General features: G+C 62.8%; 12 protein-coding genes. All 12 read right to left on the bottom strand.

The genetic code is table 11. From position 1 onward, the window contains the following. Positions 1 to 37: 37 nt before the first annotated feature. The 12 genes from AB4N73_RS06545 to AB4N73_RS06490 all read right to left on the bottom strand — a co-directional run bounded on the left by AB4N73_RS06545 (position 38) and on the right by AB4N73_RS06490 (position 14,492). Complete coding sequence (locus AB4N73_RS06545; RefSeq protein ID WP_252869333.1) at positions 38 to 2,149, bottom strand: ATP-binding protein; 2,112 nt, start codon at positions 2,147 to 2,149, stop codon at positions 38 to 40. Positions 2,150 to 2,284: 135 nt separating this feature from the next. Beyond that, positions 2,285 to 2,974 carry a GntR family transcriptional regulator gene (locus AB4N73_RS06540; protein ID WP_076563214.1) on the bottom strand — a complete coding sequence of 230 codons (690 nt, stop codon included), beginning with the start codon at positions 2,972 to 2,974 and terminating at the stop codon, positions 2,285 to 2,287. 517 nt (positions 2,975 to 3,491) lie between these two features. Then, positions 3,492 to 6,569, bottom strand: coding sequence for an error-prone DNA polymerase (locus AB4N73_RS06535; RefSeq protein WP_460143104.1), 3,078 nt, complete (start codon positions 6,567 to 6,569; stop codon positions 3,492 to 3,494). Next, the gene (locus tag AB4N73_RS06530; protein ID WP_252877984.1) at positions 6,566 to 7,981 is read right to left on the bottom strand and encodes a Y-family DNA polymerase; all 1,416 of its coding nucleotides are present in this window, start codon (positions 7,979 to 7,981) and stop codon (positions 6,566 to 6,568) included. The genes AB4N73_RS06535 and AB4N73_RS06530 overlap by 4 nt, the downstream gene beginning before the upstream one ends. 5 nt (positions 7,982 to 7,986) lie before the next feature. Further along, positions 7,987 to 8,604: a translesion DNA synthesis-associated protein ImuA gene (gene imuA, locus AB4N73_RS06525; RefSeq protein ID WP_041478676.1), complete on the bottom strand. Its 618-nt coding sequence runs from the start codon at positions 8,602 to 8,604 to the stop codon at positions 7,987 to 7,989. Then, positions 8,604 to 9,221, bottom strand: a complete 618-nt coding sequence (lexA, locus tag AB4N73_RS06520; RefSeq protein WP_041478675.1) for a transcriptional repressor LexA — start codon at positions 9,219 to 9,221, stop codon at positions 8,604 to 8,606. Before lexA ends, imuA begins: the two co-directional genes overlap by 1 nt. A 197-nt stretch (positions 9,222 to 9,418) precedes the next feature. Further along, on the bottom strand, positions 9,419 to 9,697 hold the full coding sequence (locus AB4N73_RS06515) for a DUF971 domain-containing protein (protein WP_305382830.1): 279 nt from the start codon (positions 9,695 to 9,697) through the stop codon (positions 9,419 to 9,421). Further along, entirely contained in the window at positions 9,694 to 10,656 is a 963-nt protein-coding gene (locus tag AB4N73_RS06510) for a HEAT repeat domain-containing protein (protein WP_460143103.1), read from the bottom strand. Before AB4N73_RS06510 ends, AB4N73_RS06515 begins: the two co-directional genes overlap by 4 nt. Beyond that, positions 10,653 to 11,501, bottom strand: coding sequence for an ABC transporter ATP-binding protein (locus tag AB4N73_RS06505; RefSeq protein ID WP_460143102.1), 849 nt, complete (start codon positions 11,499 to 11,501; stop codon positions 10,653 to 10,655). The genes AB4N73_RS06510 and AB4N73_RS06505 overlap by 4 nt, the downstream gene beginning before the upstream one ends. Next, on the bottom strand, positions 11,501 to 12,280 hold the full coding sequence (locus tag AB4N73_RS06500) for an ABC transporter permease (protein WP_217863575.1): 780 nt from the start codon (positions 12,278 to 12,280) through the stop codon (positions 11,501 to 11,503). Before AB4N73_RS06500 ends, AB4N73_RS06505 begins: the two co-directional genes overlap by 1 nt. Positions 12,281 to 12,610: 330 nt before the next feature. Further along, complete coding sequence (locus AB4N73_RS06495; protein ID WP_460143101.1) at positions 12,611 to 14,035, bottom strand: ABC transporter substrate-binding protein; 1,425 nt, start codon at positions 14,033 to 14,035, stop codon at positions 12,611 to 12,613. Between the two features lie 211 nt (positions 14,036 to 14,246). Continuing rightward, on the bottom strand, positions 14,247 to 14,492 hold the full coding sequence (locus tag AB4N73_RS06490) for a 4Fe-4S dicluster domain-containing protein (protein ID WP_003225615.1): 246 nt from the start codon (positions 14,490 to 14,492) through the stop codon (positions 14,247 to 14,249). Between the last annotated feature and the right edge of the window lies 1 nt (position 14,493).

Genomic DNA, 14,493 nt, shown 5'->3' with positions numbered 1-14,493 from the left:
GGCCTGCCTTGATTGAAAAACTGGGCAGCGCTCGGCATCAGGTGCCGAGCACCTCGCAAATCATCTGCAGTAAAGCTTGCGGGCTGTAGGGTTTGCCGAGCAGATGCGTATCGGGGCTGAGCTGGTGGTCGCGGGAAATGATGTCGCGGGTATGCCCGGAAGTGAACAGCACCGGCACTGGCGGCGTCTGCACCTTGGCCCACGCGGCAAGATCGGAACTCTTGATCAGGCCGGGCATGACCACGTCGGTGAAGATCAGATCGATCTCGATGCCTTCCAGCAGCATCTGCATGGCCACGTCGCCATTGCACGCGGTCATCACCCGATAGCCTTCTTCGCGCAGCAACTCCACCGCCGAAGCGCGCACCGCGTCATTGTCTTCCACCACCAGAATGGTTTCGTGGCCGCCGCTCTTGCGCTCGCCGACACTGGCGGTCTCTTCACGAACCGGACGCAGACTGCGCGGGAAATACAACTGCACCCGCGTGCCTTCGCCGAGCTTGCTGTCGATCTCGACGTGGCCGCCACTCTGTTTGACGAAGCCAAAGACCATGCTCAGACCGAGACCAGTGCCCTGCCCGTCGGCCTTGGTGGTGAAAAACGGTTCGAAAACCTGTTCCAGCATTTGTGGGGCAATGCCCACGCCGGTGTCGGTGACCGCCACGCGCACATACTCACCGGACGCGATGCCCTTGCCGACGCAGTATTCGCTGTCCAGGCAGACATTGGCGGCACTGAGGCCGATAACGCCCTCGCCCTTCATCGCGTCGCGGGCGTTGATGGCCAGGTTGAGAATCGCGTTTTCCAGTTGGTTGCGGTCGACGTTGATGTGCCAGGGCTGCGGCGGCAACTGCACGTCGATCTGAATGGTTTCGCCCAATGCACGTTGGAGCAATTCGCCGACGCCTTCGAAAATCTGCTCAGGGTTGCACACGGCCGGTGACAGCGGTTGCCGCCGGGCAAATGCGAGCAATTGCGAAGACAGTTTGGCACCGCGTTCGACCGCCGCCAGCGAAGCCACGACCCGGCGTTGTACGTTGGCATTGTTGGGCTCATGCCGGGCGAGCAGATGCAGGTTGCCAGCGATGACTTGCAGCAGATTGTTGAAGTCGTGGGCAACGCCACCGGTCAGGCCGCCGATGGCTTCGAGCTTCTGCGATTGGCGAAGTTGTTCCTCGGCCGCGAGCCGCGCATTCACTTCGGCCGCCACGCGCTGTTCGAGATTGCGGGTGAATTTGAGCAGTGATTCTTCGGCGTTTTTGCGCTCATGGATGTCGATCAGCACACCGGGAAAGCGAAACGGTTTGCCTTGCTCATCGAACTCGCAGGCACCACTGGCCAACACCCACAGGTACTGGCCGTCGGCCCGCTGCACGCGGTATTCAGCGTTGTACGGCTCGCCAGTGCGCACGCTATGGGCAACTCGCTCCTGCACCCACCGATGATCTTCGGGATGGATGCGCGATTCGGCGATGTCTTGTTGCAGATCGCTCAGGTCCTGATCCGGCGGGTAGGAAAAGGTGCGGGCGAAACGTTCGTCAGCAGAGAAGCGATTGTTCTTGATGTCCCAGACAAACGAGCCCAGCAGCGCGCCGGCATTCAGCGCCAGACGCACGCGCTCGTTGTCGGCGCGGTACGCATCTTCCGCCGCCTGGCGCAGACGCTCGGAATGCACCAGCTCGGTGGTCTCGACCACCATCGCCATGACGCCACCCGGCACGCCTTCATCGTTTGCCACCGGGCTGTAATACAAGTCCATCCAGACGTCTTCGGGCACGCCGTCGCGCAGCAATACCAGCTCTTTGTTGCGATAGGACAAGGTGCCGCCGGCCAGGCAAGTGTCAACGACGTGGCGGTTGAATTCGGCGACTTCCGGCCAGCCAAGCTCTACCGGCACGCCAAGCAGATAGGGATGGCGGCCACCGGCGAATTCGGAGTAGGCGTCGTTGTAGATCATGTAGCCGGCATGGCCCCAGAGCATCACCATCGGCAGCGGCGAAGCCAGCATCAGCTGCACGGTGTTACACAGACTGGCCGGCCAGTCGGCGAGCGGACCCAGTTCGGTGAGGCTCCAGTCGAACGCACGGATGCGTCCGGCCATTTCGCCTTTCCAGCCCTCACAGCCGTGGCTTTCGGATAAAAACTGCATCGCCTGACTCAGTGTCCTTTTTTGCGGTTTTCCGATCTATCGCAACGCTACAACGACGCGACGCCCGTGTGTTTCGAGGCCCTGAAAACGCATTGGTTTCATTGGAGGTATAGCCGATATGCGACACAGGGCCATTCAGACGCCAATCAAGTGTTTGAGTGGGTGATAGCCGGTTTTCATTTTTGCAGCAACGTCGAGAATCGCCTTCTCGATTCCGTTGAGGTGCGTGCAGGTCAGCTCGATCGCGGCGCTCTGATTACCGGCCTCGATGTACTCGAGCAAACGCAGGTGTTCATCGTCGCGGCAAGCTTGATGACTGTCGTCATCGAGCGCGGCGGCATACAGCGAAGCGCGCGAGATCAGCTTCTGGAACCAGTCGAGCAGCACCGGATTGTTCAGGCTGCGCGCCAGTTTGAGGTGGAACTCGCCGAGCAGATGGATCAGCCGTTCATGGTCGCCGGCCGCATGGGCGGCATCCTCCAGCAACAAGTGCTCACGCAGATCCTGCATGGCAACGGTGTCTTTGCGCCGGCACAGTTCGGTGACGATGCCGATTTCGATCAGCCGCCGGGTTTCGAACAGCGAACGCAGCTCTGCGTCACTGGGCAGCGACACCGATGCACCTTTGTTGGGCTCAGTGGTGACCAGACCATCGGCTTCCAATTGCTTGAGCGCAGCACGCACCGACGTGCGGCTGACATTGAACAACTCGGCCAGCGAGGCCTCACCCAGCTTCATGCCTGGGCGCAACGAACGCTTGCTGATCGCCGCGTAAACCCCTTGGTAGACGCGATCGACCGTGGTTTCCAGTTTCTTTTCGCTCATTCGAACACTCCTTTGGCGTCGGGCAATTCATCCTGGCAGTGGCTGGCCATGGAGTTGATCGGGTTCCCGTACCGGTGTGAAGCGCAGAATATCTGCCTTCGGCCCAAAGGTGCAGCCTTTTGATTTATCTCGATTTTGGATAAACAGCCAAAACCTGTGGGAGCGAGCCTGCTCGCGAAGGCGGCGGCACGTTCGACATCGTCGTTGCCTGACACTGCGCTTTCGCGAGCAGGCTCGCTCCCACTCTGATACGAGGCAGATCGACCATCTTCATTGCAACCAAAATCCCTGTGGGAGCGAGCTTGCTCGCGAAGGCGGCGGCACGTTCGACATCGTCATTGCCTGACAGCCCGCATTCGCGAGCAGGCTCGCTCCCACACTGATACGGGGCAGATCGACCATCTTCATCGCAACCAAAGTCCCTGTGGGAGCGAGCCTGCTCGCGAAGGCGGCGGCACAGTCAACATCGTCATTGCCTCAGACTGCGCTTTCGCGAGCAGGCTCGTTCCCACAAAGGTCAGTGGAAATCCCGGCTCTGCACGTGAATGCCGTTGAGCAGCGGGCTAAGGTCGCTCATGCGCCCGGCGATCAGGTGGCGCACATCGCCTTCGCGTTCCCAGCGGCCGTCGACCTTGAGCAATTGCGACCCCACCAGCACTTGGCGCTGCCGCTCGGCCAGGTCACGCCAGACCACCACGTTGACGTTGCCGAACTCGTCTTCCAGGGTCACGAACGTCACGCCGCTGGCCGTACCGGGGCGCTGTCGGCCGGTGACCAGACCGGCCACGCTGACCGGCCGGCCATGTTCGATATCCATCAATTCCCGCGAGCTGCGGCAACGCCGGGCCTGCAACTCGCCACGCAACAACGCCAGTGGATGCGGCCCCAGCGTCGTCCCCACGGTCGAGTAATCAGCATGCAGGTCTTCGCCAACGCTGGGTTTGGGCAGGACGATTTTGACTTCCTCTTCGTTGGGCAGGCCGGCGAACAGGCCGAGTTGTTTCTGCACCCCGGCTACTTCCCAACGCGCACGATGACGATGCCCGGCCAGACCGCGCAAGGCGCCGGAGTCTGCCAGCAAGGCCTGCGCACGACTGTCGAGGGCGGCGCGCTCACCCAGGTCAGCGACATCGGCAAACGCCCCGTGTCGGCGCGCGGCTTCGATGCGCCGTGCGTCCTCTTCGCGAAAACCCTTGATCATGCGCAGGCCCATGCGAATCGCCGGTTGCCCGGCACTCAGCGGCTCGAGGCTGCAATCCCAGTCGCTGGCGCGCACGTCCACCGGACGGATCTGCAATTGGTGCCGCCGCGCGTCCTGCAGAATCTGGTCCGGGCTGTAAAAGCCCATCGGCCAACTGTTGATCAATGCACAGGCGAACGCCGCCGGCTCGTGGCATTTCAGCCAGCAACTGGCGTAGGTCAGCAAGGCGAAACTGGCGGCGTGGGATTCGGGGAAGCCATAACTGCCGAAGCCTTTGATCTGCTCGAAGATCTGCGCGGCGAATTCCGGTGTGTAGCCGTTCTTTCTCATGCCGGCGGCGAGGCGCTCCTTGTGCGGCTCCAGTCCGCCATGGCGTTTCCAAGCTGCCATCGAGCGGCGCAACTGATCGGCCTCGCCGGGGCTATAGTCGGCAGCGACGATGGCGATCTGCATGACCTGCTCCTGAAACAGCGGCACGCCCAGGGTTCTTTCCAGCACGACTTTGAGCGCTGGCGACGGATAGGTTTCCGCCTCTTCCTTGTTACGTCGGCGCAGATACGGATGAACCATCCCGCCCTGAATCGGCCCGGGACGGACAATCGCCACTTCGATGACCAGATCGTAGAAAGTCTTTGGCTTCAGGCGCGGCAACATCGACATCTGCGCCCGCGACTCGATCTGGAACACGCCGACGGTATCGGCGCGACTGATCATTTCGTAGGTCGGTTTGTCTTCAGGTGGAATCGTCGCGAGTGTCAGGTTCAGATCACGATGCCGGCGCAGCAGATCGAAGCAGCGGCGAATCGCACTGAGCATACCCAAGGCGAGAATATCCACCTTGAGCAGGCCGACCGCATCGAGGTCGTCCTTGTCCCATTGGATGATGGTGCGGTCGGCCATGGCTGCGTTTTCCACTGGCACCAGGGTATCCAGCGGTTGCTCGGAAATCACGAAACCACCGGGATGCTGCGACAGGTGCCGGGGGAAGCCGATCAGTTGCCCGGTCAGGCTCAGCACCCGGCGCAGCACCGGACTGTCCGGGTCGAAGCCACCTTCGCGCAAACGTTCCAGCGGCGGCGTTTCATCGCTCCAGCGCCCGCAGCAATCGGCCAGCGCGTTGATCTGATCCGGTGGCAGGCCGAGGGCCTTGGCCACATCGCGCACGGCACCGGTGGCGTGATAGGTGCTGACCACCGCGGTCAGCGCCGCACGTCGCCGGCCATAACGGTTGAACACGTATTGCAGGACTTCCTCGCGGCGCTCGTGCTCGAAATCGACATCGATGTCCGGCGGCTCGTTGCGCTCTTTGGACATGAAGCGTTCGAACAGCAGCGTAGTACGATCCGGATCGATCTCGGTGATGCCCAGGGCAAAACACACCGCCGAGTTGGCGGCCGAACCACGGCCCTGACAGAGGATGTTCTGCGTGCGGGCAAAGCGCACCACGTCGTGCACGGTGAGGAAGTAGCTTTCGTAGCCGAGTTCAGCGATCAATTGCAGCTCGTCATCGATCTGCTTGAGCACCTTGGCCTGAGGCCCTTTCGGCCAGCGCCAGGCAATGCCCTCCTCGGTCAGATGACGCAACCAGGAACTGGCATTGTGGCCCTTGGGCACCAGCTCTTTCGGATATTGATAGCGCAGCTCGCTCAGATCGAAGGTGCAGCGCTGGGCCAGGTTGACCGATTCCTCGAGCAAGGCCGGCGGATACAATTCGCGCAGCACATCAAGGCAACGCAAATGCCGCTCGCCATTGGGATGCAGGCGCAGACCCGCTTCGGCCACGGGGACGTGATGACGGATCGCGGTCATGGTGTCCTGCAAGGCACGGCGCCCCCGGGCATGCATGTGCACATCGCCGCTGGCCACGGCTGGAGTCTGCAGCTCAGCCGCCAGAGCCAACAATGCCGCGAGCCGCTGCTGATCGTTCTGCCCGCGATGCAGTTGCACCGTGAGCCACAGGCGGTCGCCGAAGGTTTGTTTCAGCCAGCGCCCTTCTTCGCGGTCATCCACTGAATCCGGCACCCACAACACCAGCAAACCCGGCAGTGCTTCGTCGAAGTCTTCGCGCAGCAGCTGATACTGGCCTTTCTGCGTACGCCGCCGGGCCTGGGTGATCAAGCCGCACAGGGCATGATAACCAGCAAGGTTTTCCACCAGCAGTACCAGTTTCGGGCCGTTGTCGATGCGCACCTCGCTGCCGATGATCAGCGGCAACTCGACGGACTTTGCCGCTTGCCACGCACGAACGATGCCGGCCAGGGTACATTCGTCGGTGATCGCCAGCGCCTGATAGCCGTGCTTTTTCGCCCGCTGAAACAGCTCCAGCGCGCTGGAGGCACCGCGCTGGAAACTGAAATTCGACAGGCAATGCAGTTCGGCGTAATCGGCACTCATGCGAACCAGCCTTGCAGCCACAGCGGGCCGCCCTCACCCACAGCGCGCCAGGCCCAGCCCTGCTGACCGGCGCGGTTCTGGATCAGGTAGTAATCACGCCGCACGTCGCCACCGTCCCACCAACCGGATTCGATGCGCTCCGGCCCCATGAGAATCCGCGCCGAACCTTCCGGCACGCTCTGCGGTTCGTTGAGCAGCCAGCCCGGGCGCTGGACGCTGGGCAAACCTGTGCAAGGCTGTTTGTCGACGCCATTCTGCCACGCGCACTCGGGGCGATGATCGGCCTGAAAGCGCAAGCCCTGCACCGCGTCATCACCCAGCCGTGCGCGCAGACGTTCGCGCAATTGCTCCCAGGGCAAGGTCTGCTGCGGGCGGTCGTCGAACAGTTCCTGATACTGCGGAACGAAACTCGGCAGGTCTTCGGCGCGCAAGCGAAAACCACGCACCGGCGCCTCGACCTGGACTTGCTCCAGCCGGCCACGGGCCAGTTCAAACAGCATCGCCGCGTCACGCTCCGCGCTGAGCAGGCCGACCTTGATCACTGTGTCCGGCAGCCCTGCGTGTTCCAGATGCAGGTCAAAACGCTGCACGCCACTGTCGCGCCCACAGAGGAACGCCGACAGGTCGCCGGTCAAGCGCCGTAACGGGAACAGCAATGCCTGATGGGATTGCACGTCGAAATTCAGTTCGATGCGGATATCGAAACGGTCTGGCGGCAGATAGAACGCCAGCGCCAGCGGGCGTGCGCCGAACAGCGTGTCGAGGTGCTTGAGCATCTGCGCTTCGAAGCGCCGGGCCAGTGCCTGGCGTGGCAGGCTTTGCACCTGACTGAGATTGCGCAGGCCCATGCGCGACAACGCCGTGGCGACATTCGGCTCCAGCCCCACACGATCAACAGGCAACTGCCCGAGATGATGCTGCAAGGCTTCGCTGTCCGGCACCACCAGGCCATCGTAGGCATTGGCCAGCACTCGCGCCGCCACCGGGTTCGGCGCGGCGACGATGCGATGGCGAAAGCCCAGATCTTTCAATTCCTGGCGCAGGCGAGCTTCAAATTGCGGCCAGGTACCGAACAGGCCGAGGCTGGATTCGATCTCGAACACCACGGTACGCGGGTAATGCACGCTGACCTGCGCGCTGAAGCGATAGGCCCACGCGGCGAGAAACTGCTGCCAGCGCTCGACCTCGGCCACCTCGTAATCGGCGGTGGCAAAGCCTTTGCTCATTGCTTGCGCGGCGGTCATCGACATGCCGGGGCGCAGGCCGAGTTTGCGCGCCGCCGGATTTACCGCTTGCAGCACTCGGCGTTGGGCCGGACCGCTGAGCAGCACCAGCGGCTCTTCAGGGTCGGGGCGCTGACGCAGCACAGCGTCGAGGGCCAGTTGCGGAAAGAGAATACATACCCAGCGCATGACGATCAGTGCCCCACGGCAAAGGCAATCGGCGCCGCACGCGCCAGCCCGCCACGGCATTTGAGTACGCGGAGTTGCGCCGGTTTGGCATCGATGGCTATGCGCAACGCTGCCGGTGACGGGTTGACCGCCTCGCTCAACGGGCGCCAGGCAAAGGCCAGGGTCTGGCCGGTTTCCGCCGCTACCTGCAAACGCCGCAAGGCTCGGTCATCGGCCTTGTTCGGCCAGCACAGCACCGCGCCGCAACTGCCCGAGCGCAGACACTGCTCCGCCGCCCACAAGGCATCGCGTTCGCTGGCCTGAATCACCGACAACTGGCGCAAATCGACCCCGGCATTGGCCCAGGCCTGCGGGTACGGCACGAACGGCGGCGCCACCAGCACGATGCGCTCACCGGCCGCGGACAATCGCGCCAGGGTTGGCCAGACCAGTTGCAGCTCGCCGACACCAGGGCCGGCGAGAAGGATTTCGCTCAGCGCCGCTTCCGGCCAGCCGCCGCTGGGCAGAGCTGCGTCCAGTCCCGCATGCCCGGTCGGCTGCGGACTCGCCGCCGGTGGCGCAGGCCTGCCGCGCCAGACCTGGCCGCCATTGAACAGCGTATCCAACGCAACGACGGCGCCCATCAGCCTTGCCTCACCAGACCACAGAACACGCCTTCAATGGCCAGATCCTGATCATCACGCACGACAATCGGCTTGTACGCCGGGTTGCGCGGCAGCAGGCGCACTTCATCCCCGACCCGTTCGAAGCGTTTGATGGTGACTTCACCGTCCAGACGCGCAACGACGATCTGGCCGTTCAGCGCCTCGGGATTGCGCCGTACACCGACCAGATCGCCATCGAGAATGCCGTCTTCGATCATCGAGTCGCCCTGCACCCGCAGCATGTAATCCGGGGTGCGGGAGAACAGCGCCGGGTCGAGCAGCAAACGGTTATGGATATCGGCATCGGCGCCAATCGGCGCGCCGGCGGCCACACGACCGAGTACGGGGATCTCCAGCAGCTCCGGACGCGATGGCTGGCCGAGCAAACGAATGCCCCGGGCCTGATGCGGATTGACCTCGATGAAACCGGCTTCGGTGAGCGCCAGCACATGCTTGCGCGCCACGCTGCGCGAGGCAAAACCAAAAGCCTCGCTGATTTCAGCGAGGCTTGGGGGCTGACCGTGCTCAGCGATGCGATCGCGGATAAAGGTCAGAATGGCGGTACGGCGGGGAGTCAGATTAGTCATGGAGTACATTTGTACTCCTGTGGGAATTTCCTGACAAGAACCGCCAGTCGGCGCATGCCGACGCAGGGAGCTGCAATCGGATCAATCTGTGAACACAGTCCCTGTGGGAGCGAGCCTGCTCGCGAAAGCGTAGTGTCAGGCGACGATGATGTGAATGTGCCGACGCCTTCGCGAGCAGGCTCGCTCCCACAGGGGGCCAGGAAAATTCAGGAATTCAGTTGCGCCAGGTACTCCCACGGATAAATCCCGCGTTGATGCCCGTCGCTGAACACCAGTTGCACACCATAACCCTGCGGGTTGAGTTCGATCAGGCGCACGCGATCATCAACCAGCGGCGTGACACCGCGCAGGCGAAATGCGCGGCATTGCGAGCAAGGGCATTGCCGGCGCAGATCGGCATGCTTGAGCAGCGATTCGCGCCCGTCCGGCCAGCTCAGGTGTAACGTGCGCTCACTCTGCGAGTTGCCCACCGACAGCGGATTCATTGCAGCTGACTCAACGCGATGCGCACGGCTTTGCGCACTTCCGGGTCGCCGTCGTCCTGCGCTGCCTGCAACGCGGCCACGGCGCCGCGATCGTTCAACTCTCCAAGCGCCAGCGCGGCCTCCTTGCGCAGGTTGCTGATGCGGTGGCCGAGAGTGTCGATCAGCGCGTCCAGCGCCGGGACGAAACGCAAGCGGCCAAGGCTGCGAGCGGCGCGCAGGCGCACTTGCCAATAGTCATCGCTCAGCGCTTCGACCAAGGTCGGGCCGGCGTCGCTGTGGCCAACCTTGCCCAGTGTCGTCGCGGCTTCTTCGCGCACTTGCCGGGCGGGGTCGTGCAAGGCCTGGCTCAGCGCCGGCAACACTTCGGCGCCACTGGCCAGACCGAGCGCACCCGTCGCGGCGCGGCGCACTTCGGTGTCCGGGTCGTCGCTGGCCAGGCGCGCCAAGGCTGGCAGCGCGTCGAGCTGTTTGAGCCAGCCGAGCACGCCAACCGCTTCGCGCCGAACATGAGCATCGGCATCCTCCAATGCCGCGACGGCAGCCGGCGCGGCCTCGGCAAAGCGCAATTCTCGCAACGCCCGAAATGCGGCGATGCGCACACTGACATCGGCATGTTCGGTCCACGGCAGAATCACGCGCCCCGCCGCTGCAGTCTTGAGCAGGCTCAGGCTTTGCGCCGCTGCCGATTGCACAGCGGGCGACGGATCCGTCAGCGCTTCGCACAAGGCTTGCACGACCGCATCGTCCTCCCACGCTTCAAGCAATCGCGCAGCTTCAGCGCGAACATCCTCGGCAGGATCCTGACGAAGTCGATCAACCAGCCAGAGCAAGCCATCCGGTTCTTCGAGATCGGCCAGATCGATCAGGGCAATGCGCCGCACGCCGGGGTCTTCCGCCGTCAAGCGCGGTTGCAGGGCGCGGATGTCATCGTTGTCGGTCACAGCAAAAATAGAGGTCATAGGGCAAATCGCGGCAAAGGGTTTTCAGGAGGCAGGCCGAGCGGATTGAGGCGCGGCAGCGGTCGGTCGTTGTCGTGGCGCAGCAGGTCGAGGCAGTGGCGCTTGAGGCGAGCGAATTCCGGGCTGGTCACCAGTTCACTGGTACGCGGGCGCGCAAAGTCCAGAGGCAAGTCTTCGATGATTCGCCCCGGTCGCGCGCTCATCACCAGCAAGCGGTCGGCGAGAAACAGCGCCTCGTCAATGTCGTGGGTGACGAAAACCACCGTGGTGCGGATGCGCGTCCAGATGTCCAGCAGCAGTTCCTGCATGTTCAGACGGGTCAGCGCATCCAGCGCGCCGAACGGTTCGTCCATCAGCAACAGTCGCGGGCGATTGACCAGCACCCGGGCGATTTCTACCCGTTGCTGCATGCCCCCGGAGAGTTGATCCGGCCAGCGCTCGGCGAAGCCTTCGAGGCCGACCAGTTTGAGGATGTCGTCAGCGGCGCGATGGCGCTCAGCCTTGCCGACCCCGCGCATTTTCAAGCCGAAGGCGACGTTGTCGCGCACCGTGCGCCACGGGAACAGCGTGTGGTGCTGAAACACCATGCCGCGCTGCGGCGACGGGCCGGTCACCGCGCTGCCGTCGACTTTCAAGCTGCCGGTACTGGCATTCAAGTGTCCGGCCAGGGCGCCGAGCAAGGTCGACTTGCCGCAACCGGACGGGCCGAGAATGCACATGAACTGGCCGGATTCGATCTGGCAATCGAGGCCCTGCACCGCTTCGAAGGCTTCGCGGCCCTGGCCGAGGACGATGGACAACTGGCGAATGTCGATCCGCCCTGCCGGGGTTTGCATCACGCTCATCAGGCTTTGCCTCGCGGTCGATGCCAAGGCGTGAACAAGCCGCCCAGGCGTTTGATCAGCCAACTGCTGCCCATGCCCAACACGCCGATCAGGAGCATGCCGACGACAATGTCGGCGTAGTTCTGAATGGTGTAGGACTCCCAGGTGTAGTAACCGATGCCGAACTGCCCGGAGATCATTTCCGCGGTCACCAGACAGAACCACGAAGTGCCCATGCCGATCGCAAGGCCAGTGATGATGCTCGGCGCAGCGCCCGGCAGGATTACTTCCAGCAGAATCGCCCGACGCCCGGCCCCGAGGCTCTTTGCCGAGGCAATCAGACGTGGATCAACGCCTTCGACGCCGTGCACGGTGTTGAGCAGGATCGGGAACAGCGCGCCAGTGAAGGTGATGAAAACCATCGACAACTCCGAGGACGGAAACATCAGGATCGCCAGCGGAATCCACGCCACGGCGGGGATCGGGCGCAGGACCTCCAGTGGTGGCAGCAGAATGTCTTCAGCCCATTTCGAACGGCCGATGGCCAGGCCCAGGGCGATGCCGAGGATCAACGCCGCCACGTAACCGGCGAAGACCCGGCCGAGGCTGCTGCTCAGGTGCTGCCAGAGTTTGCCGGAGTCGCCCAGGCCCAGCGCGGCTTCGATCACCGCCAGTGGCGTCGGCACGTTGGCAAAGGTGACCAGGCCGAGGTTCCAGTGATGGCTGGCGGCGAGTTGCCAGAAGAGCAGGCAGAGCAGCAGTGAGGCGGCTCTTGATGTCCAGCGCAACGGTGTTTTCATAGTCCGGTTTCCAGTTCGGGTTCTGTGTGATGGCTGAGATTTACCCCCTCACCCCAGCCCTCTCCCCCAGGGGGGCGAGGGGGAAAGGGAGCCGATTTGCGTGCTTTTCACGACCTGAGTTCGACTCGATATTTCACGTCGGCGTATCTCTCACCAACAACTCGGTCAGTCCCCTCTCCCTTTGGGAGAGGGTTAGGGTGAGGGGCTTTTGATCTCAGCGCTTGCAGACCTCAGTTCGACTCGGTACTTCACGTCGGCGTATCTCTCACCAACAACTCGGTCAGTCCCCTCTCCCTTTGGGAGAGGGTTAGGGTGAGGGGCTTTTGATCTTCAGCGCGCAGCAACAACCTGCGCAGTCGCATCGCTGAAGTCGAACACCTTGCCACCCTGCGCCGCAGCGTATTGCTGGGCCTGGCCCTTGAGCAGAAATGCGCTGAGGCGACCCTTGGCATCGCTGGCAAACCACGCCTGTTCAGCGAGCAACTTGATCCCGCTGTCACTGGCCTGCGCATACACCGCACGAATGTTCTTGCCCTCCTGCTTCAACCCCGCCAGCGCGGTGAACGCCGCTTCAGCCGAGCCGTAACGGCGGACTTTTTCCTCACCGCGCACCCAGATTTCCGCGACATGGCTGACGTCGGTGATGGCTTTGCCCGTCGCCGCATCCACACCCGGCAACGGCGTCTGCGCGTAGTTGGCCAGTTGCGCGGTGTAATCGAGCTTCGAAGCCTTGAAGGCGGCGCGGATGTACTGGTCGTCGATGAAGTTGTTCAGATCGAGCCCGCGATCGGCTTTCTTCAGCAGCTTCAAGGTATCGATGGCGGTACCGACAGCCTGGCGGTATTCAGGTTTCCAGCTCAGGTCGCGGGTTTGCACGCCCAACGGGCCATGGAACAGGTAGTTGACCTCGGCATCGACCCCGGTGACTTTGGCGATCAGTTCGCTGTACTTCTCCGGTTCGGCGGCGAGCAGTCGGTTGGCTTCGATGCTCGCACGCAGGTAGGCGACGACGATTTCCGGGTACTTCCCGGCGTAGGCCTGATCCACCAGTGCGCCATGGAAGGTCGGTGCGTTGGCCTGGGCGCCGTCGTAGATCTTGCGGGCGAAACCACGGCTCGGGAACAGCTCGGCGAACGGCACGAAATCGGCGTGGGCGTCGATCTTGCCGGCCTGCAATGCCGAGCCAGCGACTTCCGGTGGCTGGGCGATGATGTTGACATCCTTGAGCGGGTCCCAGCCCTGCTCTGCCACGGCGCGCAGCAACATGCCGTGAGCCGTCGAGGCGAACGGCACCGAAATGGTTTTGCCCTTGAGTTCACTCAAGCTCTGCACGGCCGAAGCGCTCGGCACGACGATGCCGTTGCCGCTGCCCTTGATGCTGCCCGACAGCACGCTGATGAACAGGCTGTGCTTGCCCGCCGTTTCGAACGCCACACCATTGAACGCACCGGGGAAATCGGCCATGGCGCCAAAGTCGAGTTTGCCGGCGACCATCTCGTTGGTCAGCGGCGCGCCACTGGTGAAATTCTTCCACTGCACGTCGTACTTCGCGTCTTTGTAGGCGCCATCGTGGGGCAGGTATTTTTCCAGCAGCCCCAGTTCCCTGATCAACAACCCGCCAGCGGCGCAGTTGATGGTGGTGTCCTGAGTGCCGATGGCGATGCGGATGGTTTCGGCCGAGGCCGACAAGGTGAATGAAGCCAGTACCAGACCGGCAAGTGCTGCACGCAACATGAGTGTTTCCCCTCGAATCATTGTTTGAAGTTCGTCTCCGCCGCGATCAGGGCGCGGTGGGAAACGAGGGGTGTTTTGCAATTCAGCGTCCGGGGTTCACCGGATGGCTATTGGATAATCACAATTGCAATGTGGGAGCGAGCCTGCTCGCGAAGGCGGCGGGTCAGTCACCATCATTGTTGAATGAGCGAATGCTTTCGCGAGCAGGCTCGCTCCCACAGTGGATTTGGGGTCAACGCAACAAATAGGGGATGTCGACCTTCACCGCCCCCGTCGGGCAATCCTTCTCGCACGGCATGCAGTACCAGCATTCATCGAACGCCATGTAGGCCTTTTGCGTGGCCGGGTTGATCGCCAGCAGGTCCATCGGGCAGACGTCGACGCACACGGTGCAGCCCTTTTCGGCGATGCATTTGTCCTCGTCCACGGTGACCGGGGCGTTGGAGCGGAAGAAGATTTCCTGAGCTTGATAAGCCATG

This window comes from Pseudomonas sp. S3_B08 (assembly GCF_054667725.1).
Note: the sequence above shows the minus strand (reverse complement) of the source record. Positions and strands in the feature narration are given on the sequence as shown.

Excerpts from the sequence above, each read along its gene's own strand:
- AB4N73_RS06515 (WP_305382830.1), bottom strand. The coding sequence starts at position 9,697 with ATGAATCCGCTGTCGGTGGGCAACTCGCAGAGTGAGCGCACGTTACAC.
- AB4N73_RS06500 (WP_217863575.1), bottom strand. The coding sequence starts at position 12,280 with ATGAAAACACCGTTGCGCTGGACATCAAGAGCCGCCTCACTGCTGCTC.
- AB4N73_RS06505 (WP_460143102.1), bottom strand. The coding sequence starts at position 11,501 with ATGAGCGTGATGCAAACCCCGGCAGGGCGGATCGACATTCGCCAGTTG.
- lexA (WP_041478675.1), bottom strand. The coding sequence starts at position 9,221 with ATGTACTCCATGACTAATCTGACTCCCCGCCGTACCGCCATTCTGACC.
- AB4N73_RS06490 (WP_003225615.1), bottom strand. The coding sequence starts at position 14,492 with ATGGCTTATCAAGCTCAGGAAATCTTCTTCCGCTCCAACGCCCCGGTC.
- AB4N73_RS06540 (WP_076563214.1), bottom strand. The coding sequence starts at position 2,974 with ATGAGCGAAAAGAAACTGGAAACCACGGTCGATCGCGTCTACCAAGGG.
- AB4N73_RS06530 (WP_252877984.1), bottom strand. The coding sequence starts at position 7,981 with ATGCGCTGGGTATGTATTCTCTTTCCGCAACTGGCCCTCGACGCTGTG.
- imuA (WP_041478676.1), bottom strand. The coding sequence starts at position 8,604 with ATGGGCGCCGTCGTTGCGTTGGATACGCTGTTCAATGGCGGCCAGGTC.
- AB4N73_RS06535 (WP_460143104.1), bottom strand. The coding sequence starts at position 6,569 with ATGAGTGCCGATTACGCCGAACTGCATTGCCTGTCGAATTTCAGTTTC.
- AB4N73_RS06510 (WP_460143103.1), bottom strand. The coding sequence starts at position 10,656 with ATGACCTCTATTTTTGCTGTGACCGACAACGATGACATCCGCGCCCTG.
- AB4N73_RS06545 (WP_252869333.1), bottom strand. The coding sequence starts at position 2,149 with ATGCAGTTTTTATCCGAAAGCCACGGCTGTGAGGGCTGGAAAGGCGAA.
- AB4N73_RS06495 (WP_460143101.1), bottom strand. The coding sequence starts at position 14,035 with ATGATTCGAGGGGAAACACTCATGTTGCGTGCAGCACTTGCCGGTCTG.